Source organism: Roseinatronobacter sp. NSM (assembly GCF_052379845.1).
Classification (GTDB): Bacteria; Pseudomonadota; Alphaproteobacteria; order Rhodobacterales; family Rhodobacteraceae; genus Roseinatronobacter.
On record NZ_JBQTCF010000008.1, the window covers coordinates 58,153 to 79,819 of the forward strand.

Below are 21,667 nucleotides of genomic sequence, written 5' to 3' on the forward strand. Positions count from 1 at the left end.
CCCCTCATGCGGCGCTGCCGCGTGTGACCGAACCGCCCAGCAGGTTTTCGGTCAGGGCCCCAAGCGCCAGCGCAACCGCCCCCTGTGCCCAAACCAGATCCCCCCATGCATGGATTTCGACACGGGCAGGGGGGCGTGCCCCGATCAGGGTCATGGCCTGCATCTCCGCCATCACTTCGCGCGCATACAGGTAATCATATTGCATGCGCCCACCTGACAGGATGACCACTTCGGGGTCGAACATCTGCACCACATTCGACAGCCCAAGCGCCAGATACCGGCCCGCGCGCCGAAAAATGGACAGCGCCGCTTCATTGCCACGGCGCGCTTCGGAAAACAGGTCTTCCAACAGGGCCAGCGGGCTTTCGGACAGGCTGGCATGCTGGTCAAGCGCCGTGGCTGCTTCACGCGCAAGGGCATAATCCGCAACATAGGCTTCCAGACAGCCGCGCTTGCCGCAGCGGCACAGCGCCCCGTCCAGTTGCACCTTGGTATGGCCCAGTTCAAGGCCCACACCGCGCGCGCCGCGATACAGCTGGTTGAAAATAACAAGCCCCATGCCCACACCATGTTCAATCGTGACAACCGCGAAGTCCGATTTGTGGCGCCCCCCGCCGAACCATAATTCCGCAAGCGTCAGCAGGTTGGCGTCATTGTCCAGATAGGTGGGCACGCCAAATGCGCCCTGAAATTGCGCACTTAAGGCAGTTCCCGGGGAATCCAGCATTGGCGACCATGGCACATTGCCATTGGCGTGGTCCACCATGCCCGCCATACCCACGCCAATGGAATGAATGTCGCGCAGTTGCATTCCTTGCAACGCCAGCAATTTTTCCATCAGGGCGCGGGCCTCGGCCACCAGAATGGCGGGGCTTTTGCGGTTGGGGCGGGTGGGAACGCTGGTTTCGGCAATTCTGCGGCCCGCGAAATCGCTTAACACGGCTGTGTGGCGCTGGTCGCCCAGCTTCATGCCCACCACATGATAGGCTTCGGACACGACTTCCAGTTCCACAGGGGGGCGACCGCGCCCTGTGCGGGGCTGGTCGGTGTCCAGTGGGGGCGCAATGGCGGTTTCGCGCAGGAACCCTTCGGCGATCAATTCCGCGGTCACCGCGCTGACCGATGCCGCACTGACCCCAAGGGCGCGCACCATATCGGCGCGGGTGGTTTTGCCATGGGCGCGGGTATAGTCGAACAACATCTGCCGCAACGGGCGTGGCACGGGCGCAATATTGGCCAGAACAGGCCCGCAGCCCGCTGGTGTGTCTGCGTCCGATGTAATGGCCCCGACAAGATGCGGCGTCATTTTCCTGCCCTCCCCAGCACGATAATAACTTCATGTCCTAAATTAATAACACCTGAAGCTGGCGTAAACATCAAGAAAAATCGCCGTGTAGGGGGGGTTGGGCGGTAAATAGTCAGGTTTCCTGACGTAAACTATGTTATTTTATTTGACAGTCGAAAAATATATGACATTATCCGGCTGTCTGGCCGCAGGGTGATGCTGCGCGCCAAGATCTGTTCAGGGAGGAACGCATGCAAAGAATTCTTACAGCGGCGATTGTCGCAACCCTTGGTTTCAGCACATCTGCGCTGGCGCAGTCACTGACTGTCGGTGTCAGCTGGTCCAACTTTCAGGAAGAACGTTGGCAGACAGATGAGGCGGCGATTCGTGCCGCGCTTGAAGCGGCGGGCGCGTCCTATATTTCCGCTGATGCGCAATCATCATCATCCAAACAACTGTCCGATATTGAAAGCCTGCTGGCACAAGGGGCAAATGCCCTGATCGTTCTGGCGCAAGATGCGGCTGCCATTGGCCCGGCTGTTCAGGCCGCCGCTGATGAGGGGATTCCCGTTGTCGCCTATGATCGCCTTATTGAGGACAGCCGCGCCTTTTACCTGACATTCGACAATGTCGAAGTGGGTCGTATGCAGGCACGCGCTGTTCTGGAACAAGCGCCAAGCGGCAATTACGTCATGATCAAAGGCTCGCCCACCGACCCCAACGCGGATTTCCTGCGCGGTGGCCAGCAAGAAATCCTGCAAGCGGCGATTGATGCAGGCGACATTACCATTGTTGGCGAAGCCTATACCGATGCATGGCTGCCCGCCAATGCACAGCGCAACATGGAACAGATTCTGACTGCGCAGGACAACAATGTTGATGCGGTTGTGGCGTCCAATGACGGCACCGCCGGGGGCGTTGTCGCTGCGCTGACCGCGCAGGGCATGGACGGCATTCCTGTATCCGGCCAGGACGGCGACCATGCGGCGCTGAACCGTATCGCGCTTGGCACGCAGACAGTTTCGGTCTGGAAAGATGCGCGCGATCTGGGCCGCGCAGCGGCTGAAATCGCGGTGCAACTGGCCGCTGGCACCGAAATGGCCGATATTGAGGGCGCGGGCATGTGGACATCCCCTGCCGGCACCGAAATGGTCTCCATGTTCCTGGAACCGGTTCCTGTGACTGCCGACAACCTGTCGCTGGTGGTCGATGCGGGCTGGATCAGCCTTGAAGCGCTGTGTCAGGGTGTCAGTGGCGGACCTGCGCCCTGTAACTGATCCTTGAGCCAAGACATCTGACACGGGGCGGCATGCGTGTCGCCCCACTCTCGATAGCCGCGCTTGCGCGCCTATTGGTCCTTCGCCTGCGCGCCGCGTATGGCCACGACATTCAGGACATTCCCCCATGAGCAACCCCGACACCCCCAACCGCACGCAATCCGGCGGGTCAACGGCCCATAAGAAAAGTCTGATGGACGCGTTGGAACTGGATACCCGCCTGCTGGGCATGATTGGCGCCTTTATTCTGGTGGCGGTCGTGTTCAATGTGCTGACAGACGGGCGTTTCCTGACGCCGCGCAATATATTCAACCTGACCATCCAGACCGCCAGTGTGGCCATCATGGCCACGGGCATGGTTTTCGTGATTGTCACGCGCCATATCGACCTGTCGGTGGGGGCGCTGCTGGCCACATGTTCCGCCGTGATGGCCATGATGCAAACAGCATGGCTGCCGCAAGTGCTGGACCTGCCGCTGGGCCACCCGATGATTCCCTGGCTGGCAATTGCGGCTGGCATTCTTACGGGCGGGGTGATTGGTGCGTTTCAGGGCTGGTTGACCGGGTATTTGCTGATCCCGGCGTTTATTGTCACGCTGGGCGGGCTGTTGGTCTGGCGCAATGCTGCGTGGTATCTGACCAATGGTCAAACCATTGGCCCGCTGGACCAGACATTCCAGATGTTTGGTGGCATCAACGGAACCATGGGCGAATTCTGGTCCTGGGTTGTGGGCATTGTTGCCACATTGGCGGCGCTGGCCGCACTTTGGGCGAAACGCCGCGACAAGCTGCGCCACGGCTTCCCGGTGAAACCCCTTTGGGCCGAAATTGCATTGGGGACTATCATTGCCGGTGCCATTCTGGGGCTGATTGCCATCCTGAATTCCTATCAGGTGCCCGCCGCGCGCCTAAGCCGTGAATTCGAAGCCCGCGGCGAGAGTATGCCAGAAGGGTTTACTGCCGCCTATGGCCTGCCCATTTCGGTGCTGTTGCTGATTATCGTGGCCATTGTCATGACGGTGATTGCACGGCGCACGGCCTTGGGGCGCTATATTTTTGCGACAGGTGGCAACCCGCAAGCGGCGGAATTGTCGGGCATCAATACGCGCCTGCTGACCGTCAAGGTGTTTGCCATCATGGGCGCGCTTTGTGCCATTTCGGCTGTGGTCGCGTCGGCGCGTCTGACCAACCATTCCAATGACATCGGCACATTGGACGAATTGCGCGTCATCGCCGCCGCAGTGATTGGCGGCACCGCGCTGGCAGGCGGCATTGGCACGATTTACGGCGCGATCCTTGGCGCGCTGATCATGCAATCGCTGCAATCGGGTATGGCGATGGTGGGTGTTGATGCGCCGTTGCAAAACATCGTTGTAGGCAGCGTGCTGGTTCTGGCCGTGCTGATCGACATTATCTACCGCCGCCGCACAGGAAAGGGCTAAACCATGACGCCACTTGTAGATATCCGCAATATCTCGATCGCTTTTGGCGGGGTTCAGGCGGTCGACAATGTGTCAATCGACCTTTATCCCGGCGAAGTGGTGGGGCTGCTGGGTCATAACGGCGCAGGCAAATCCACGCTGATCAAGATCCTGTCAGGGGCCTATAAGGCTGATAGCGGGGAAATCTGGATTGATGGCAAACGCGCCACGATCAACAGCCCCCGCGATGCGCGCGCGCATAATATCGAAACCATCCACCAGACCTTGGCCTTGGCCGACAACCTGCCTGCGCCTGCAAACCTGTTTCTGGGGCGCGAATTGCGCACCATGTTCGGGTTTCTGGATGACAGCCGCATGGAGGCCGAAACCACCAAAATCATGGCGCGGCTGAACCCCAATTTCAAGAAAATTGCGGAACCTGTCAGTGCCTTGTCAGGGGGTCAGCGCCAGTCTGTGGCAATTGCGCGCGCGGTCTATTTCAATGCTCGTATCCTGATCATGGACGAACCCACTGCAGCCCTTGGCGTGCATGAAACCAAGATGGTGGCCGATCTGATTATGGAACTGAAGGCCCAGGGGCTTGGCATTTTCCTGATCAGCCATGACACCCGCGAAATGATGGAATTGTGCGACCGGGTGTCTGTGATGAAAAACGGCCAGCTTATCGGCACCGAACGGGTCGAGGATGTGACCGAAGATGACATTCTGTCGATGATCATCATGGGCAAGAAAGCAGAAAAAGCGGCATGATGTATCTGGGATTGGACCTTGGCACATCCGGCCTGAAGGGGCTTGTCATTGATGACAGCGGCGCAGTGCAGGCCGAAGCCACCGCGCCCCTGAATGTCGCGCGCCCCGCGCCGGGCTGGTCCGAACAAAACCCCGCTGACTGGATCGCAGCAGCGGGAACGGTGCTGCGCGCCTTGTCGGACAAGGTGGACATGGGCGCGGTCGCGGGCATTGGCCTGTCGGGGCATATGCATGGCGCAACGGTGCTGGATGCGTCTGACAAGGTGCTGCGCCCCTGCATTTTATGGAATGACACCCGCGCCCATGCGCAGGCGGCGGCGCTGGATGCCGACCCGCAGTTTCGCGCGGTCAGTGGCAATATTGTCTTTCCGGGGTTTACCGCGCCGAAACTGGTCTGGATGGCGGATGAAGAACCCGACCTGTTCGCGCAAGCGGCCAAGGTATTGTTGCCAAAGGACTATCTGCGGCTGTGGTTGACTGGCGCGCATGTGGCCGAAATGTCGGATGCGGCGGGCACAAGCTGGCTGGATGTGGGCGCGCGCGACTGGTCTGATGATCTTCTGGCGGCCACCGGATTGACGCGCGACCATATGCCCGCCCTTGTCGAAGGGTCCGCGCCGTCTGGCGGGTTGCGGGCCAAACTTGCGCAGGACTTCGGCTTGCGCGCGGGCATTCCAGTGGCAGGCGGGGCAGGGGACAATGCCGCAACCGCCATCGGGCTGGGCATCGCGCGGGGCGGTCAGGGTTTCGTCAGCCTTGGCACATCGGGCGTGCTGTTTGCCGCAACGGACGGCTACGCACCCGCGCCTGAAACGGCCGTGCATACATTTTGCCACGCGCTTCCGGACACATGGCATCAGATGGGCGTTATTCTGGCTGCCACGGATGCGCTGAACTGGTTTGCAGGGATCGCGGGCGCAAGTGCCGCCGAGTTGACAGCCAATCTGGGCGGCTTGCAGGCCCCCGGTCAGGCGCTGTTTCTGCCCTATCTGGGCGGTGAACGCACGCCCTTGAATGATGCGGGCATTCGCGGGGCGTTCATCGGGCTGGGGCACGCGACCGACCGCGCCGCCGCCACCCGCGCCGTAATGGAAGGGGTGGTCTATGCGCTGGTCGATTGCCAGCAGGCATTGGCGGCCACGGGCACACGGCTGGACACGCTGCTGGCCGCAGGCGGGGGGGCGCGGTCCGAATACTGGCTTTCCGCCTTGGCCACCGCGCTGGACCTGCCAATTCAGGTGCCACAGGCGGGCGATTATGGTGCGGCCCTTGGGGCGGCACGGCTGGGCCTGATGGCCGCCACAGGGGCAGGGGCAGACGCCATGCCGCTGCCGCCCATTGCCCGCAGCTTTGACCCTGTAACCGACAAAACACAGGCTTTTCAGGACGGGTATGCCCGCTACTGCAAGGCCCAATCTGCAATCAAGGATCTGACATGAGCGATTTTTTCCAAGGCATCCCGCAAATCACCTATCAGGGGCCGGACAGCGACAATGATTTCGCGTTCCGCCACTATAACCCCGATGAAATCGTTCTGGGCCGCCGGATGGAGGACCATCTGCGCTTCGCCATCTGTTATTGGCACAGCTTCGCATGGCAGGGGGGCGACCCGTTTGGCGGGCAAACCTTCCTGCGGCCATGGTTTGGCGACAGCATGCAAAACGCCAAACTGAAGGCCGATGTCGCGTTTGACATGTTCCGCATTCTGAATGCGCCGTATTATTGCTTCCATGACGCCGACATGCGCCCCGAAGGCGACAGTTTCGCGCAAACCACCCGCAATCTGGAAGAAATGACCGAGTATTTCGCCGCCAAGATGGAAGCGGGCGGGCCGAAACTGCTGTGGGGCACCGCGAACCTGTTCAGTCACCGCCGTTTCATGTCGGGCGCTGCCACCAACCCTGACCCCGATGTGTTTGCCTTCTCTGCTGCGACAGTGAAAACCTGCATGGATGCGACCCAGCGTCTGGGGGGTGAAAACTATGTGCTGTGGGGCGGGCGCGAAGGGTATGAAACCCTGCTGAACACCGACCTGACCAAGGAGCTGGACCATATGGGCCGTTTCCTGTCCATGGTGGTCGAATATAAGCACAAGATCGGCTTCAAAGGGGCCATCCTGATTGAACCCAAACCGCAGGAACCCACAAAACACCAGTATGATTATGACGTGGCAACTGTGTTCGGGTTCTTGCAGCGGTTCGGGCTGGAAAAGGAAGTGAAGGTCAATATTGAACAGGGTCACGCCATTCTGGCAGGGCACAGTTTTGAACATGAACTGGCGCTTGCCGCCAGCCTGGGCATTTTTGGCTCCATCGACATGAACCGCAACGACTATCAATCAGGGTGGGACACCGACCAGTTCCCCAACAATGTGCCTGAAACTGCGCTGGCCTATTATGAGGTGTTGCGCGCGGGCGGGTTTACCACCGGCGGCACCAATTTCGACGCGAAATTGCGCCGCCAGTCCCTGGATGCCGAGGACCTGATCCTGTCGCATGTGGGGGCAATGGATGTGTGCGCGCGCGGCCTGAAAGCGGCTGCCGCAATGCTGGAAGATGGCAGGCTGGAATCTGCGCGCGCGGCGCGCTACGCCGGTTGGACCAAGCCAGAGGCACAGGCCTTGCTAAACAGCGATCTTGATACAATCACCGCGGACGTGCTGGCCCGCGGCATTGACCCGCAACCCAGTTCAGGCAAACAAGAGAAGCTGGAAAATCTGGTCAACCGGTTCATGTGACCGCGCGCAATTGAAAAACCCGCCCCTGAATGTATCAGGGGCGGATTCCTTGCAGGGGCAAGTTCCCCCATAAGCAATGTTATGTTAACGTGGCTCAGGGCGTGCGCGCGTCCCTTCGCATTCACTCCAGGCTTATGTTGTCGCATGTCTTTGGGCGCAAAACCGGTTCCCACTTTTGCGCGACATGCTTAGGGCAAGCTGCCCTCAACCCCTTCGACATAGAAATCCATCGACAACAGCATCCCGTCATCAGGCAATTCGCCATCCGCGACCTTCTCGCTGCCGTCCTGTGCGACAAGCGGCCCCTGGAACGGATGGAATGCGCCGCTGCGGATGTCTTCCATTTTCGCATCAACAACATCGCGCACATCTTGGGGCACGGCGTCATTATAGGGGGCGATGGTCATCATATCAGCGCCGATCCCTTCCCATGTGTTGGCGGTTTCCCATGTTCCGTCCAGCACCATGCGCGTGCGTTCAACGTAATATGGCCCCCAGTTATAGACCAGCGCCGTCAGATGTGAATTCTCGCCATATTGCGCCATATCGCCAAGCGCCACGACATATTTGCCCCGGTCCTCGGCGGCTTGTACCACGGCCGGGCTGTCGGTGAAATGGGCCAGCACATCAACACCCTGATCCAGCAGCGCATCAGCGGCGGTGCGTTCAAGACCGGGGTCAAACCATGATGAAATCCACACAACGCGGGTGGTGAAATCCGGGTTGACCGACCGTGCCCCCAGCGTCATGGCGTTGATCCCGCGCAGCACTTCGGGAATGGGATAGGACGCTACCACACCCAGACTGTCACCCATCAGCCCCGCAACCATGCCCACCAGATAGCGGCTTTCATAGGCGCGGGTGTGGTAGATTGCCAGATTGGTGTCTTGCGTGTAGCCGGTGGCATGTTCAAACGCGATATCGGGGAATTGTGCAGCCACACGCGCCATCGGGTTCATATGGTTGAAGGAGGTGCCGAAGATCAGCCCGAAATCCTGACTGGCAAACTGCCGGATCACGCGTTCCGCATCCGCGCCGCCGTCGATACTTTCGACATAGGCGGTTTCAACGCGGTCGCCGAATTCTTCTTCCAGCATCAGCCGGCCCAGATCATGCTGGTATGTCCAGCCCGCATCCCCGATCAGGGATGAATACACAAACCCGATTTTCAGCGGATCATCCGCCACCGCTGGCCCTGCCAGACCAAGGCCAAGCGCCGCGGCCAGAAAGATGGATGTTCTTTTTGGTGTCATGTTCACTCTCTCCTGTTGTAATTTGTTTGTCATGCGGTCGGGCGGAAGGGTTTGCCCAGACATCCGGGGGCATTCAGGCGAATGCGGGTTGCGTCGCGGCTGATCAGGACAAGCACCACAATGGTGACCAGATAGGGCAGCATGGCCAGCACATGCGACGGCACCGCCAGCCCCAGCCCCTGCCCGTGAATCTGCATCACGGACACAAGCCCGAACAGCCATGCCCCCAGCACCAGCCGCGCGGGTTTCCAGGTTGCAAACACCACCAGCGCAACTGCAATCCAGCCGCGCCCCGCGGTCATCCCCTCTATCCACAGTGGTGTGATAACACAGGACAGATACGCCCCGCCCATACCCGCCATCGCCCCCCCGAAGGCAATTGCGGCAAAGCGCACCTTCACCACGGAAAACCCCAAGGCATGCGCGCTGTCGTGGTTTTCGCCCACTGCGCGCAGGATCAGGCCAACACGGGTGCGCGTCAGCACCAGCGCGACAATGATTGTCGCGGCAATGGCCAAATAGACCGCCACATCAAGGCGGGTGAACATCGCGCCAATCACGGGCAGGTCAGACAGCACCGGCAATTCCACAGGTTGCACCCCGCGCATGTTGCGCCCCTGCCATGCCTGCCCCCAGAACGCCGACGCCCCGCCGCCAAGGATGGTCAGCGCCAGCCCTGCAGCGTATTGATTGACCTGAAACACCAGCACCAGCACGCCAAAAATCAGGCTGAACCCCGCACCGGCAACCGCGCCCACCAGAAATGCCAGCGCGAAATTGCCCGTTGTCAGGCCCACGGCAAACCCTGTCACCGCGCCCACCAGCATCATCCCCTCGACGCCCAGATTGACGCAGCCTGCCTTCTCCACAACCAACTCGCCCAAGGCGGCAAGTATCAGCGGGGTTGCGGTGCGCATGGCAGATACAAGAATGGCAACCATCAATGCTGAATCGATCATCCGCGTGCCCCCTCGCCAAGGCGGCCCACCCGCACAACGCGGTAGCGCACCAGAACATCACTGGCCAGAAGGGTGACCAGCAGCACCCCCTGGAACAATTGCGCCACGGCGACAGGCACGCCCAGCATTTGCACATTTTCCCCGCCAATCAGGATCAGCGCCAGCAAATGCGCGGCCAGCACCACGCCAACAGGGTTCAACCGGCCCAGAAACGCCACAATGATGGCGGCGAACCCATAGCCGGGGCTGATTTTCGGCAGCAATTGCCCGACAGGGCCTGCAACCTCCATCGCGCCCACCAGCCCAGCCAACCCGCCTGTCAGCAGGAATGACAGCCACACCATGCGGTTGCGCGAAAACCCCGCATAACTGGCGGCATTGGCCGCATCACCGCCCACGCGCAACCGGAACCCGGCAACCATATGGTTCATTAAAAACCACACGGCCAACGCGGCCACAGGCAGGGCCAGCCAGCCAATATGCAACCGCGTGGCAGGCCATAACAGTGGCATAAGGGCTTCGGGGCTGAACAACCGGCTTTCGGGGAATCCGAAGCCCTGCGGGTTGCGCAAGGCCCCATGCACCAGCCATCCCAACAACTGATCGGCCACATAGATCAACATCAGACTTGTCAGAATTTCATTGGCGTTGAATTTCGTGCGCAGCAAGGCCGGAATGGCCGCCCAAGCCATGCCCGCCAGCGCGCCAGCGATGCACACCAGCACGAAGGTTCCCGGCACCCCTTCGCGCCACAGCGCAAGCGCCACCGCCCCGCCCCCGATCGCGCCAAGAACCAGCTGCCCCTCGGCCCCGATATTCCAGATATTGGCGCGGAACCCCACCGCCAGCCCCAGCCCGATCAGCGCCAGCGGCAGCGCTGCCAGCAGCCATTCACTTAACCCGAAGGCGGAATTCACGGGCGCTATGAAATAGGCGTAAAGCGCCGCCCATGGGTCGCGCCCGATGCCCAGAAACAGCAAAAACCCGAAGGCCACGGTTAGCGCAATGGCCAGCACTGGCGCACCATACAGCGCCAGTGGTGACGGTTTCAGGCGCGGAACAAGCCTAAGCGGCATCCACATCTCCTTGGGTGGGGGCAGGGTCCAGCGGCGCGGCCCCACTCATCAACAAGCCCAGATTTTCGCGGGTGCAGTGATCGCGGGGAATGGGTGCGGATAACTGGCCGCGATACAGCACCGCAACACAGTCCGACAGCGACAGCAATTCGTCCAGATCCTCGGACATGACAACAACCGCCGCGCCTTTGTCGCGCAGGGCAACAAGCGCGGCATGAATGGCGGCCACCGCAGCCACATCCACCCCCCATGTCGGATAGGCCACGACCAAGGCGCGCGGGTCCGACAGGATTTCGCGCCCCACAATGAAGCGTTGCAAATTCCCGCCCGAAAGGGCCTGTGCCGCAGTGGCCTGCGACCGGGTTGCCACGCGGAATTCATCAATCACGCGCTGCGCAAAGGCATTGCGCTTGCGGGTTGAAATAACCCAGCGCCATGTCAGCGGCACGCGCCAATGCGCCGTCAGAAACCCGTTTTCCGCCAGCGACATGGGCGGCACTGCGCCGCGCCCCAACCGTTCGCCCGGCACGAACCCAAGCCCCAGTTTGCGCCGCGCCCCCGGCCCCAGGCGCCCCACGGCCTGCCCGCCCAGGGTGACCGCGCCGGCAGTGCCCGCCAGCCGTTCGCCCGACAATGCCGCCAGCAGTTCTTCCTGCCCGTTGCCTGCGATACCGGCAATGCCCAGAATTTCCCCGCCGCGCGCATGCAGGCTCAAGCCGTTTAACGCGGTCCCATGCGGGTTTGACGGGCGCAGGTGCAAATCCTGCGCGGCCAGTTGCACCGGCCCGCCCTGACCAGCGCTTCCGGCCCCGAGCGCGGGCATTTCCTGCCCGATCATCATACGCGCCAGATCGTTGACGCTGGCCCCTGCAACCGGCACGGTGCCCACAACCCGCCCCCCGCGCAGCACAGTTGCGCGGTCGCACAGCGTGCGGATTTCTTCCAGCTTGTGGGAAATGAAAATGATCGCGCGCCCTTCGCGGCGCAATTGGTTCAGGGTGTCGAACAGCCCAAGAATGGCTTGTGGCGTCAACACGGATGTAGGTTCGTCAAAGATCAGGATTGACGGGTCTTGCAACAACACGCGCACGATTTCCACGCGCTGTTGTTCGCCCACCGACAGATCAGCCACCACGCGGTCGGGGTCGATGACCAGCCCGTAGCGTTCACCGATGTCCCGAATGCGGCGCGGCAGGTCGCGCCGGCGCGCAGGATCATCCAGCCCCAAGGCGATATTCTCGGCCACGGTCAGCGACTCGAACAGGCTGAAATGCTGGAACACAACCCCGATTCCCGCCGCGCGTGCCGCTGCGGGCGAAGGGATGGCCCGTGCCTTGCCGTCAATTTCAATCAGGCCCGAATCCGGCGCGACAAGCCCGTAAATCACCTTGATCAGCGTGGATTTTCCCGCGCCATTCTCGCCCAGAAGCGCCAGAATTTCCCCCGCGCGAACATCCAGCGACACATCATCATTCGCCAGACAGCCCGGATACTGTTTGGACACGCCCGACACGCGCAAACGCGCAGGCCGGGTGTTGCCTTTTGCATCATCAGACGAAGGGGGTATATATGCGTTCATAACAACACCGGATCACGGGTTTCGCGGACCTGTCCAGCCAAAGGCAGCTGTGCGTGCCCTGCCCGCATGGTTTGCATTCGACTTGGGCGGGATGGTGCCCAAATGCCCGAAAACCGGGCATTGTCTAGTTTGTTGTCAACAGCCCGACCAGCGTTTGCGCCAGCATATCGGGCGCGGCCAGCATGGGCGCATGTCCGCAGTCCAACCGCCGCAGGCGCGCGCCCGGCCATGCGGCGCACATGGCATCCTGAACCGCCGGCACAACGGACCGGTCAGCGCCGCAGCGGAGATAGCTGCGCGGCACACGCCCAGCATTCGCGGCAGTGTGGACCACGCGCGGGGCGCGCACGGCTTCGCCTTGAAGTGTCAGGCGCATGGCAGCACTGCGCGCAGCGTCAGGGGGGCAGTCATGATAAAATATGCGGATAGCTGCATCTTGCGGCACCGATGACCCGCCCCGTTCCATGTGCAAAAACGCCCCTATGCCAATGGCCGCCGGGTCCGTGGCGACGAACGGCGCCACCATTTCGGGAAATGTTACCCCCGATGGCAGCATCATCCCCGCAACATAGATAAGCTGCGCCACCTTGTCGGGGTGGTTTTCGGCCAGTTGCGTGGCCAGCACGCCTGCGCCGCTATGGGCCACAATATGCACGGGCGCGGCTGCCGCCAGAAGGGCCGCGCGCGCATGCGCCACATGATCCGCAAAATTCACGGCGCCCGGCGCGCGCCCGTCCGCGCCGTTTCCCGGCAGATCAAGCGCAATCGCGTCAAAACCCGCGGCCTGCAGCGGCGCAATCTGGCTGTCCCAGACCCACGCGCCTTGCCATGCGCCATGCAGCAGCATGACCGGCGTTCCAAGGGGTTTACGCATAGGTGCGCGCATACATTTCGCGCAAATGCCCTTCCACTGTTGTGGGGGCATAGCGGGGCGGGTCAGTTTCGCTGGCACATCCCGGCAGGCAGGTAACCGGTTCATCCGGGTTGCCCGAGAAGAAGAACGGAACCGAATAGCGTTCCCGCCCCGACAGGTTCACCACCCGGTGCAACGTGGAACGGTAGCGGTCATTCGTCCAGCGTGCAATCATGTCGCCCAGATTCACAATGTAGCTGTCCGGCACGGGCGGCGCATCCACCCAGCCCGCTGTTTCATCCCAGACCTGCAAACCGCCCACATCATCTTGCATCAGCAAGGTCAGCGCGCCCCAGTCGGTATGCGCCCCGCAGCCCTTTTCACCGGGCAAGGGGTTGGCCGGTTGCGGGGGGTAGTGAATCAGGCGCAGATTGGCCATGGGGGACTGGCAGAATGGCGCAAAGTGATCTTGTGGCAACTCCAGCGACAGCGCCAGCCCCTGCATTAGCCGCGCACCCAGAACCTGCATTTCGTCAAAATAGCGTTCCATGACGGCGCGAAACTGGTCCATCCCTTCGGGCCATTGGTTGGGGCCATGGTTGAACTTGCCCGCAATAACGCGCGGGTCATCAAGGGGCAGATCCTCGCCTGAATAGAAGCTTTCCTTCAGGTCCGGCGGCGCGCCTGCTTCCAGTGTCTGGCCGCGCATGGGTTCATAGCCACGGTTGCAAATACTGTTCGCCATGCTGATGGCCGTCTTGCGTGCCAGCGGCTGGTCAAAGAACGCGGCCGCCTGTTCCAGCACACTGGCGCGCAGGTCCGCGTCAATTCCGTGGCCGGTCAGATACATGAAGCCCTTGTCCTGACAGGCTGCGCGAATGGCGCGCCCAACACGCGCGCGGGTGGCGGGGTCATCACTGGCAAGGCCGCTGATATCGACGATGGGAAGTGCCGGTGTTTTGTCGTGCATGGCATGATCCTTTTGCAAAAATGGGGTCAGGCGTGTTGAACGCGCGCGCTGGCGCGCTGGTGGTCACGGCGCAATGCGGCAATGTCGAACCCCGGTATCTGGCCATCCCAGACCGTCCAGCGTCCGGCAATCATAACCCTGTCGGCACGGTGCGCCCCGCAATTGACCAAGGCCGCAATCGGGTCGCCATGACCGGAAAACCGCAATTCATCCAGTGTGAAACAGGCCAGATCAGCCGCCATCCCCACCGCGATACGCCCTAGATCGTCCCCGCGCCCGATACAGGCAGCCGACCCTTCGGTGGCCCAACGCAGCGCGTCCAGATGGGTGACAGCGGACACCCCGTAATGATGGCGCTGCAGCAGAAATGCCTGCCGCACTTCCTGCATCAGGTTGGAACTGTCCTGCGCGGCGGACCCGTCCACCCCAAGGCCCACAGTCACGCCCGCCGCTTCCAGTTCGCACACCCGGCAATGCCCTGAATGGATGATCATGTTGGAACAGGGGCAATGCGTGACGCAGGTTCCCGCGCGGGCCAGCCGCGCAATGTCGGGGTCAGAAAAATGCACGCCATGTGCCAGCCACACATCCGAACCCAGCCAGCCGGTTTCATCCAGATAATCAAGTGGGCGCATCCCGAAGGTTTCCAGACACCAGGCTTCCTCGTCGCGGGTTTCGGCCAGATGGGTGTGCAGCCGTGCAGTATGCCTGCGCGCCAGATCGGCCGAGGCCGTCATCAGATCGCGCGTGACAGAAAACGGCGAACAGGGGGCCAGCGCAATCTGGATTTGCGCACCATGGGACGCGTCATGATAGGTGGACAGCAGCCTTTCGCTGTCGGCAAGAATGTCGTCACGGTCCTGCACCACACTGTCAGGGGGCAGGCCGCCATCCTTGGCCGACAGGTTCATCGACCCGCGCGTGAACACACCTCGCATGCCAAGCGCGCGCGCTTCATTCACTTCAATGTCGATGCCGTGTTCGCACCCTTTGGGGAAAACATAGTGATGGTCGGTCGTGGTGGTGCAGCCCGACAGCATAAGTTCGGCCAGCGCTACGCGCATTCCCAGCGCCAGATCTTCCGGTGTCATACGCGCCCAGACCGGATACAGGGCTTGCAACCATGGGAACAGTTCCCGGTTCAATGCGGGCGGAAACGCACGCGTCAAGGTCTGGTAGAAATGGTGATGTGTGTTGATCAGACCGGGAATAACCACATGGTCTGACATGTCCACCACCTGATCAACCGGTGTTTGCGGCATGCCGCCTGCGCGCACCAGTTCGGTAATGCGCCCGTCGTCAACCACCACGCCCCCACCCGCATCAGCGGCCAGAATGGCAAGGGGGTTCTTTAACCAGATCCTCATATTTGCAGGCCCTTTTCTGGTGGCAGGGGGCAGGCGCGGGGTCAAAGCCCGTTCCAGAACCCGTGATGGACAAGCGCGCTTTCGTCAGACAGCAGCGGACCAAGAACTTCAACGCGGCGTTGCCCTGAAGCGAACACCTGCACGCATGGCAGATCCATGGTCAGGTTCTCGGGGTCGGGGCCAATAAGGTCTTTCAGCGCGCTTTCGCTCAGGCCATGCACCACACGTCCCACCCCCGCCCAGTAGACCGATCCCGAACACATCGCGCAGGGTTCCGCAGAGGTGTACATGGTGCAGTCTGACAGGAATTCCGCACTGTAGCGTTTTGAGGCTTCGGTCATCAGGTTACGCTCTGCATGGCCGGTGCGGTCCGATTGGGTGGCGCAGGTGTTCATCGCTTCCAGAAGAACCGCCCCGTCAGGCCCTGCCAGCAGCGCGCCAAAAGGGTGGTCGCCGCGCGCGCGCGATTGCTGCGCAAGATCAATGGTGCGGCGCAGAAGCTGCAGGTCAGTTTCGGTTGGGGGACTGGGGGGCGCTGACATGGCAATGGTCCTTTCAAGGGCGACTCGGGCCTATGGGTTCAGGGTCAGATTCGGTGCAAAAAACGCAACACTGTTCCTGTGCGCAACACAGCGCTTCTGCGGCCAGCGCCCGAAATCTGTGCACAAACCCGCAAATCTGACTGAATTTTCGCCGTTTTGCCCTGCGCCCCTGCCCGCCTGTCAGTTTTTTCTGCATTGCCGCGCGAAGCTGCCGCAATTTGGTCTTGTCGCCAGGTAGAAGCGGTCAGGACAACACAGTGTTCGGGACATTGCCAGCGGCGGGAAACCAACCCGGGGTTACACCCATGATCGCTTCGTGCCGAACTGTCATATTGCCAAGCTTTCTTCATGTTGCACACGGCGGCAGTGCTTGCGCCTGCCATCTGCCCAGAACAAGGACCAGCCCATGAAACCTTCTGCTTCCACCAAATCTGTCAAACATGCTTTGTATTCTGTTGGCCTTGCCTTGGGCCTTGGCGCGTCGGCGGCCAGCGCGGCCGACCCTGTCACATTCCAGCTGGACTGGCTGCCCGGTGGTGACAAAGCGCCCATCTATGTGTGTGTGCATCAGGGCATTTGCGCCGACCACGGGCTTGATGTGACCATCAATGGCGGGCGCGGATCATCCGAGGCGATTACATTTCTGGCAACCGGCCGCGCCGATATTGGCACTGGCGGGATAGAGGCGCTGATGGCGGCAATTGCCAATGATCAGGTGCCCGTCAAGGCGGTTGCGTCTGTCTATACGCGCGCGCCCCATGCGTTCTATACGCTGAAATCGTCGGGCATCGACACATTGGAAGGGGTGGCTGGCAAACATATTGTCACATCGCCCTTCACATCGTCGAACGTGTTTTTGCCACTGGTCTTGCAGGAACTTGGCCTGAGCGAGGATGATATTGAGCTGACCCGCGCAGACCCTGGCGCGCTGGGGCCCATGTTGATGACAGGCTCTGCCGATGTCATGATCGCATGGATGACCGATGTGACCCGCTACAGCAATCAGGCCGCGGCGGCGGGCCATGAACTGAACATCATGCCATGGTCAACCGGCGGGCTGGACCTGTATGGGCTGGTCCTGATTGCGGCAGATAAGTTCATGGAAGAACGCCCCGAAGTGGCGCAGCGCTTCATTGACGCCTATCGCCAGTCGGTCCGGTTTACCTATGAAAACCCCGAACTGGCCGCGGAATCCGTGGCGGCCATGGTGCCCGAACTGGAAATGGAAAATGTCGTGGGGTCCGTGCGGGACATGCTGGTTCTGGCCTTCAATGAAGTGACCGAAGCCGACGGCCAGGGTGCATTGACGCCCGAACGGCTGGCCCAGACATGGGAATGGGTATCGCAGGCGCAGGAACTGGCCCCTGATGCGCTGGACCCTGAAACCATCGTTGACCGCCGCTTCCTGCCCGGAAACTAAGGCATGACGGGGCAAGAACCGGCCAGTATTCGCTTTTCAGGGGTTGGACAGGTTTTCGAAACCGACTCTGGCCCGCTGGAAGCCTTGCGCGGGGTGGATTTTACAGTTGCGCGGCATGAATTTGTTGCCGTGCTTGGCCCCTCGGGCTGTGGAAAATCGACATTGCTGCGCATCATCGCGGGGTTGATTGCGCCCACCTCGGGCACAGTGTCGGTGTTTGACGTGCCCGTGACCCGCCCGCGCGATGATATTGGCATTGTGTTCCAGAAACCCACCCTGCTGCCATGGGCCAATGTGGAAGATAACGTGGTGTTTCCCGCCCGGCACAAAACCGGCCGCGTCAGCCGCGCGGACCGCGAAAAAGCCCGCGAGATACTGGCCACAGTGGGACTTGCCGGTTTTGAAAAGCGCCTGCCCGACGAATTGTCGGGCGGGATGCAACAGCGCGTGGGAATTGCCCGCGCGTTGCTGATGGACCCTGACATCTTGCTGATGGACGAACCCTTTTCAGCGCTGGATGCGCTGACCCGCGAAGAAATGGGCTTTGAATTGCTGCGCCTGTGGGAAGCGCGGCCAAAAACCGTGCTGTTCATCACCCATTCCATAAGCGAGGCCGTGTTGCTGGCCGACCGTGTGCTGGTGATGGGGGCGCGTCCGGGCACGATTGTTGATGACAGCCCCGTTCCCCTGCCGCGCCCGCGCGGAATAGAAACCACAAAAAACAAGGTGATGCATGACTTTGCAGGACACCTCCGCAGCCTCCTCCTCAAGCGGGCAGCGTAGCATGAAACAGCCGTTGGGCCGCAAGATCAGCCGGGTATTGTTGCGCGTGCCGGGGGTTTTGCCCGCATTGACCTTCGTTTTGATCCTTGCTGTGTGGGAACTGTCGGTGATGGTATTTTCCATACCGTCCTATGTGTTGCCCGCCCCGTCGCGGATAGCGACCGGGTTTGATGCCGTGTCCACCCATCGCTGGTTCCAGCATATCTGGGCCACATTGCGGGTGGCACTTATCGGGTATGGCATTTCCATCATCGTGGCCCTGCCGCTTGCCATTGCGCTGACCCGGTCTGAACTTGTGAACAAGGCGCTGTATCCGATTCTGGTGGTCATCCAGTCCACGCCGGTTGTGGCCATTGCGCCCATCATCATTGTCGTTCTGGGCGCAGGCGATGCGCCGCGCGTGGTCATCACCTTCCTGATTGCATTTTTCCCGCTGGTGGTCAGCACAGCAACCGGATTGCTGGCCACCCCGCGCGAATTGATCGAACTGTCAAAATCCCTGCGCGCGCCAGTGTGGCGGGAAATCACGCAAATTCGCCTGCCCTTTGCCATTCCCTATGTGTTTTCGGCGCTGAAAATTTCCATCACGCTGGCAATTGTGGGTGCGGTGGTGGCCGAGTTTGTGGCCGCCGACAAGGGGCTTGGCTTCTTCATCCAGTTTTCGACATCCATGTTCCGCCTGCCCGAAGCATGGGCGGGGCTGGGAATTCTGGTGCTGCTGTCGCTGTCGCTGTTTCAGGCGGTGTCACTGGTGCAGCGGCTGTTCTTTCCCTGGTCGCTGCCAAAGAAACTGCTATGACAGATTTCCTGATCACCAATATTGACCATGGCCTGACGGGCGCGGACGTTGGCCCGCAGGCGCGGTTTTCGGGCGCGTTGCGGGTGCGCGGCGGGCGCATTGCCGCCATGGGCGCGCTGACCCCCGACCCGGCCGAGCGTGTGATAGACGCGCGCGGTGCCGTGGTGTGTCCGGGCATGATAAACACCCATCACCACCTGTTCCAATCCGTGCTGAAAGCGGTGCCCGCGGGCATGAACACCCCGCTTGACCCGTGGTTAATGCATGTCCCCTTCACCTGGTGGCCGCATCTGGATGAACGCGCATTTCGCACCGCTGCCACCATTGGCATGGCCGAACTGGCGCTTTCAGGCGTCACAACGGTGTGTGACCACCATTACATCTATTCCGACCGCTATGCGTTCGACCCCAATGAAATCCTGTTTGATGTGGCGGCACGTTTTGGATTGCGCTTCGTGCTGGCGCGCGGTGGCGGCACGAAGGGGCGCGTGTTTTCAGACCCGTCAGTTCCCCCGGTCCCTGTTGAACCTTTGGATAAATATCTGGACGCTGTGCTGTCCGCCGCCAGCCGCTGGCATGACCCCGCCCCTGACGCGATGACCCGCGTTGTGATGGGGCCGAATACGCCCATATTCAACTTTGCGGCTGGCGAATTGCGCGAACTGGCCCAAACCGCGCGGGCGGCGGGGTTGCGGTTGCATGCGCATTTGTCGGAAAACCACGCTTATGTCGATTATACGCTGGCGCAATACGGCCAGCGGCCCGTGCCATGGCTGGCGGGCCAGGACATGCTGGGGCCGGATGTGTGGTTTGCCCATCTGGTGGAAATTGACGCGGCGGAAATAGCGCTTCTGGCACAAACCGGCACGGGCATGGCCCATTGCCCGCAAGCCAATGCGCGGCTTGGGTCCGGTGTGGCCCCTGCCGATGCGCTGCATGATGCGGGCGGGGTTGTGTCGCTGGCTGTGGACGGGGCGGGCGCGAATGAAGCCGCCGACATGGGGTCCGCACTTTATGCCGCGTTCTGCCTGCACCGCGCGACCAAAGGGGCCACAGCCCTTGCGGCGGAAACGGTGCTGCACTGGGCGACCATGGGCGGGGCGCGGGTGCTGGGCATGGGCGCCATTGGCCAGCTTGCGCCCGGTATGGCCGCTGATATTGCCATCATCGACATTTCCGCACCGCGCTATATGGGTCAGCATGATGCGACCATTGGCCCCGTCATTTCCGGCGGCGGGCTGCATATCCGGCACAGTTTCGTTGCAGGGCGCGACATTGTGCGCGACGGCGCAATCGCCGGGCTGGACCTTGCCGCATTGTCGCAGGACGCGCGTGCCGTCACCCGCGACCTGATCACACGCCAAACAGGAGGATATGCGCCACAACGGGCCTGCGCCGCCCCAGTGTAATGCACCCGCGCGGCGCTGCCCTGCCCGCGCGTGATCTGCTTCAAACCCGGAGTAGAAGCTGTCAGCGCCCGCGCGGCGCAGGTCATTGCTCCAATACCCCCCTTGCTGCCCTGCCGGTTCGTGCAGGGCCGGAAACTGGAGAAAAGACATGAACACCCCATCAGCAACCGGATATGGACTGGCCGAACTGGACAAGGAAACCCGCATTGGCGGCACTGGAATAGAAGTGCAGCGCGACATTCCCCAGATCGACATGAGCGATTTTTTCAACCGCCGCGCGGAAATTGCAGATGCCCTGTGGGATGCGGCAACGGGTATCGGGTTCTTTCAACTGACCAACCATGCCATCCCCCAAACGCTGATCGATGAAGCCTTTGACCTGAGCGAGGCATTCTTCGACCTGCCTGCGGATGTGAAGGCGCAATATCCGCTGGCACCGGGCACCAATGCTGGCTGGGAATTCAAGGAACAGGTCCGCCCGTCCACTGGCACGGCAGACAACAAGGAAAGCTATCAGATTACCCTGCCGCGCATGTCGAAACTGTGGCCCACAGGCGAAGAACTGGCCGGGTTCAAGGCCACCATGCTGGAATTTGAACGGGCAAACTGGGCGCTTGGCATGAAAGTGTTGTCCTGCTTTGCGGACAAGCTGGGGTTCCAGACAGATTTCTTCACCCAAGCCCATGACCCGCTGCGCGCGCAGTATCAGTCCACCTTGCGGTTGATCCATTATCTGGGCATGGAAGATGCCAAGCCTGAAGATTTCAAGTTCTGGCGCGCGGGCGCGCATACGGATTTTGATTGCCTGACCTTGCTGCACCAGCGCCCCGGACAGGGCGGGTTGCAATTGTGCCCCGGCAAGGATTCCAACGGCCGCGCCATTGCCTGGACGGATGTGCCCCCCCTGCCCGGTGTGATTACCTGCAATATCGGCGACATGCTGATGCGGTGGTCCGATGACAAATTGCTGTCCAACCTGCACCGTGTGCGTATGCCAAAACCCGAAGAATACCTTGGCCCGCGCTATTCCATGGCGTTCTTCTGTCAGGCCAACACCGATGCGGTTCTGGAAGGACCAGAGCGCAAATATGACCCCATGACCGCGCATGACTATATCCAGATGCGACTGGGCGCGAATTTCAGCAAAAAGTAGCTGTGGCGAGATTG

General features: G+C 61.1%; 19 protein-coding genes. 10 read left to right on the top strand and 9 right to left on the bottom strand.

Annotated features, from left to right (window positions below; translation table 11 throughout):
* Nucleotides 1-4: 4 nt before the first annotated feature.
* Nucleotides 5-1,306: an ROK family protein gene (locus ACTZWY_RS06200; RefSeq protein ID WP_444789826.1), complete on the bottom strand. Its 1,302-nt coding sequence runs from the start codon at nucleotides 1,304-1,306 to the stop codon at nucleotides 5-7.
* A gap of 230 nt (nucleotides 1,307-1,536) precedes the next feature.
* On the opposite strand from ACTZWY_RS06200, the gene xylF reads away from it, so the two are divergent.
* The 5 genes from xylF (at nucleotide 1,537) to xylA (ending at nucleotide 7,490) form a co-directional block, all read left to right on the top strand.
* Nucleotides 1,537-2,562 carry a D-xylose ABC transporter substrate-binding protein gene (gene xylF, locus ACTZWY_RS06205; RefSeq protein ID WP_444789827.1) on the top strand — a complete coding sequence of 342 codons (1,026 nt, stop codon included), beginning with the start codon at nucleotides 1,537-1,539 and terminating at the stop codon, nucleotides 2,560-2,562.
* 193 nt (nucleotides 2,563-2,755) lie between these two features.
* Nucleotides 2,756-4,003, top strand: a complete 1,248-nt coding sequence (locus ACTZWY_RS06210; RefSeq protein WP_444789889.1) for a sugar ABC transporter permease — start codon at nucleotides 2,756-2,758, stop codon at nucleotides 4,001-4,003.
* A gap of 3 nt (nucleotides 4,004-4,006) precedes the next feature.
* Nucleotides 4,007-4,753, top strand: a complete 747-nt coding sequence (locus ACTZWY_RS06215) for an ATP-binding cassette domain-containing protein (RefSeq protein WP_444789828.1) — start codon at nucleotides 4,007-4,009, stop codon at nucleotides 4,751-4,753.
* Complete coding sequence (gene xylB, locus ACTZWY_RS06220; protein ID WP_444789890.1) at nucleotides 4,753-6,192, top strand: xylulokinase; 1,440 nt, start codon at nucleotides 4,753-4,755, stop codon at nucleotides 6,190-6,192. The genes ACTZWY_RS06215 and xylB overlap by 1 nt, the downstream gene beginning before the upstream one ends.
* Entirely contained in the window at nucleotides 6,189-7,490 is a 1,302-nt protein-coding gene (gene xylA, locus ACTZWY_RS06225) for a xylose isomerase (protein WP_444789829.1), read from the top strand. The genes xylB and xylA overlap by 4 nt, the downstream gene beginning before the upstream one ends.
* Before the next feature lie 188 nt (nucleotides 7,491-7,678).
* Here xylA and ACTZWY_RS06230 read toward each other — a convergent pair whose 3' ends face one another.
* From ACTZWY_RS06230 to ACTZWY_RS06265, 8 genes are all read right to left on the bottom strand, one after another.
* A complete protein-coding gene (locus ACTZWY_RS06230) occupies nucleotides 7,679-8,743 on the bottom strand; it encodes a BMP family ABC transporter substrate-binding protein (protein WP_444789830.1) in 1,065 nt (354 codons plus the stop codon).
* A 29-nt stretch (nucleotides 8,744-8,772) separates the two neighbouring features.
* Nucleotides 8,773-9,702, bottom strand: coding sequence for an ABC transporter permease (locus ACTZWY_RS06235; RefSeq protein ID WP_444789831.1), 930 nt, complete (start codon nucleotides 9,700-9,702; stop codon nucleotides 8,773-8,775).
* On the bottom strand, nucleotides 9,699-10,778 hold the full coding sequence (locus tag ACTZWY_RS06240; protein ID WP_444789832.1) for an ABC transporter permease: 1,080 nt from the start codon (nucleotides 10,776-10,778) through the stop codon (nucleotides 9,699-9,701). The genes ACTZWY_RS06235 and ACTZWY_RS06240 overlap by 4 nt, the downstream gene beginning before the upstream one ends.
* A complete protein-coding gene (locus ACTZWY_RS06245) occupies nucleotides 10,768-12,357 on the bottom strand; it encodes an ABC transporter ATP-binding protein (protein WP_444789833.1) in 1,590 nt (529 codons plus the stop codon). The genes ACTZWY_RS06240 and ACTZWY_RS06245 overlap by 11 nt, the downstream gene beginning before the upstream one ends.
* A gap of 124 nt (nucleotides 12,358-12,481) precedes the next feature.
* A complete protein-coding gene (locus ACTZWY_RS06250) occupies nucleotides 12,482-13,231 on the bottom strand; it encodes an alpha/beta fold hydrolase (RefSeq protein WP_444789834.1) in 750 nt (249 codons plus the stop codon).
* Entirely contained in the window at nucleotides 13,224-14,180 is a 957-nt protein-coding gene (locus ACTZWY_RS06255) for an isopenicillin N synthase family dioxygenase (RefSeq protein WP_444789835.1), read from the bottom strand. Before ACTZWY_RS06255 ends, ACTZWY_RS06250 begins: the two co-directional genes overlap by 8 nt.
* Before the next feature lie 26 nt (nucleotides 14,181-14,206).
* Nucleotides 14,207-15,547: an 8-oxoguanine deaminase gene (locus ACTZWY_RS06260; protein ID WP_444789836.1), complete on the bottom strand. Its 1,341-nt coding sequence runs from the start codon at nucleotides 15,545-15,547 to the stop codon at nucleotides 14,207-14,209.
* A gap of 41 nt (nucleotides 15,548-15,588) precedes the next feature.
* On the bottom strand, nucleotides 15,589-16,089 hold the full coding sequence (locus ACTZWY_RS06265) for a nucleoside deaminase (RefSeq protein WP_444789837.1): 501 nt from the start codon (nucleotides 16,087-16,089) through the stop codon (nucleotides 15,589-15,591).
* A 406-nt stretch (nucleotides 16,090-16,495) separates the two neighbouring features.
* On the opposite strand from ACTZWY_RS06265, the gene ACTZWY_RS06270 reads away from it, so the two are divergent.
* The 5 genes from ACTZWY_RS06270 (at nucleotide 16,496) to ACTZWY_RS06290 (ending at nucleotide 21,653) form a co-directional block, all read left to right on the top strand.
* Nucleotides 16,496-17,509, top strand: coding sequence for an ABC transporter substrate-binding protein (locus ACTZWY_RS06270; protein WP_444789838.1), 1,014 nt, complete (start codon nucleotides 16,496-16,498; stop codon nucleotides 17,507-17,509).
* A 3-nt stretch (nucleotides 17,510-17,512) separates the two neighbouring features.
* A complete protein-coding gene (locus ACTZWY_RS06275) occupies nucleotides 17,513-18,292 on the top strand; it encodes an ABC transporter ATP-binding protein (RefSeq protein ID WP_444789839.1) in 780 nt (259 codons plus the stop codon).
* A gap of 1 nt (nucleotide 18,293) precedes the next feature.
* Nucleotides 18,294-19,091, top strand: coding sequence for an ABC transporter permease (locus tag ACTZWY_RS06280; RefSeq protein ID WP_444789840.1), 798 nt, complete (start codon nucleotides 18,294-18,296; stop codon nucleotides 19,089-19,091).
* Nucleotides 19,088-20,500: an amidohydrolase family protein gene (locus ACTZWY_RS06285; protein ID WP_444789841.1), complete on the top strand. Its 1,413-nt coding sequence runs from the start codon at nucleotides 19,088-19,090 to the stop codon at nucleotides 20,498-20,500. Before ACTZWY_RS06280 ends, ACTZWY_RS06285 begins: the two co-directional genes overlap by 4 nt.
* Before the next feature lie 148 nt (nucleotides 20,501-20,648).
* Nucleotides 20,649-21,653, top strand: a complete 1,005-nt coding sequence (locus ACTZWY_RS06290; protein ID WP_444789842.1) for an isopenicillin N synthase family dioxygenase — start codon at nucleotides 20,649-20,651, stop codon at nucleotides 21,651-21,653.
* Nucleotides 21,654-21,667: the final 14 nt, after the last annotated feature.

Coding starts and splice junctions, on each gene's coding strand:
- ACTZWY_RS06200 (WP_444789826.1), bottom strand. CDS start 1,306: ATGACGCCGCATCTTGTCGGGGCCATTACATCGGACGCAGACACACCA.
- xylF (WP_444789827.1), top strand. CDS start 1,537: ATGCAAAGAATTCTTACAGCGGCGATTGTCGCAACCCTTGGTTTCAGC.
- ACTZWY_RS06210 (WP_444789889.1), top strand. CDS start 2,756: ATGGACGCGTTGGAACTGGATACCCGCCTGCTGGGCATGATTGGCGCC.
- ACTZWY_RS06215 (WP_444789828.1), top strand. CDS start 4,007: ATGACGCCACTTGTAGATATCCGCAATATCTCGATCGCTTTTGGCGGG.
- xylB (WP_444789890.1), top strand. CDS start 4,753: ATGTATCTGGGATTGGACCTTGGCACATCCGGCCTGAAGGGGCTTGTC.
- xylA (WP_444789829.1), top strand. CDS start 6,189: ATGAGCGATTTTTTCCAAGGCATCCCGCAAATCACCTATCAGGGGCCG.
- ACTZWY_RS06230 (WP_444789830.1), bottom strand. CDS start 8,743: ATGACACCAAAAAGAACATCCATCTTTCTGGCCGCGGCGCTTGGCCTT.
- ACTZWY_RS06235 (WP_444789831.1), bottom strand. CDS start 9,702: ATGATCGATTCAGCATTGATGGTTGCCATTCTTGTATCTGCCATGCGC.
- ACTZWY_RS06240 (WP_444789832.1), bottom strand. CDS start 10,778: ATGCCGCTTAGGCTTGTTCCGCGCCTGAAACCGTCACCACTGGCGCTG.
- ACTZWY_RS06245 (WP_444789833.1), bottom strand. CDS start 12,357: ATGAACGCATATATACCCCCTTCGTCTGATGATGCAAAAGGCAACACC.
- ACTZWY_RS06250 (WP_444789834.1), bottom strand. CDS start 13,231: ATGCGTAAACCCCTTGGAACGCCGGTCATGCTGCTGCATGGCGCATGG.
- ACTZWY_RS06255 (WP_444789835.1), bottom strand. CDS start 14,180: ATGCACGACAAAACACCGGCACTTCCCATCGTCGATATCAGCGGCCTT.
- ACTZWY_RS06260 (WP_444789836.1), bottom strand. CDS start 15,547: ATGAGGATCTGGTTAAAGAACCCCCTTGCCATTCTGGCCGCTGATGCG.
- ACTZWY_RS06265 (WP_444789837.1), bottom strand. CDS start 16,089: ATGTCAGCGCCCCCCAGTCCCCCAACCGAAACTGACCTGCAGCTTCTG.
- ACTZWY_RS06270 (WP_444789838.1), top strand. CDS start 16,496: ATGAAACCTTCTGCTTCCACCAAATCTGTCAAACATGCTTTGTATTCT.
- ACTZWY_RS06275 (WP_444789839.1), top strand. CDS start 17,513: ATGACGGGGCAAGAACCGGCCAGTATTCGCTTTTCAGGGGTTGGACAG.
- ACTZWY_RS06280 (WP_444789840.1), top strand. CDS start 18,294: ATGAAACAGCCGTTGGGCCGCAAGATCAGCCGGGTATTGTTGCGCGTG.
- ACTZWY_RS06285 (WP_444789841.1), top strand. CDS start 19,088: ATGACAGATTTCCTGATCACCAATATTGACCATGGCCTGACGGGCGCG.
- ACTZWY_RS06290 (WP_444789842.1), top strand. CDS start 20,649: ATGAACACCCCATCAGCAACCGGATATGGACTGGCCGAACTGGACAAG.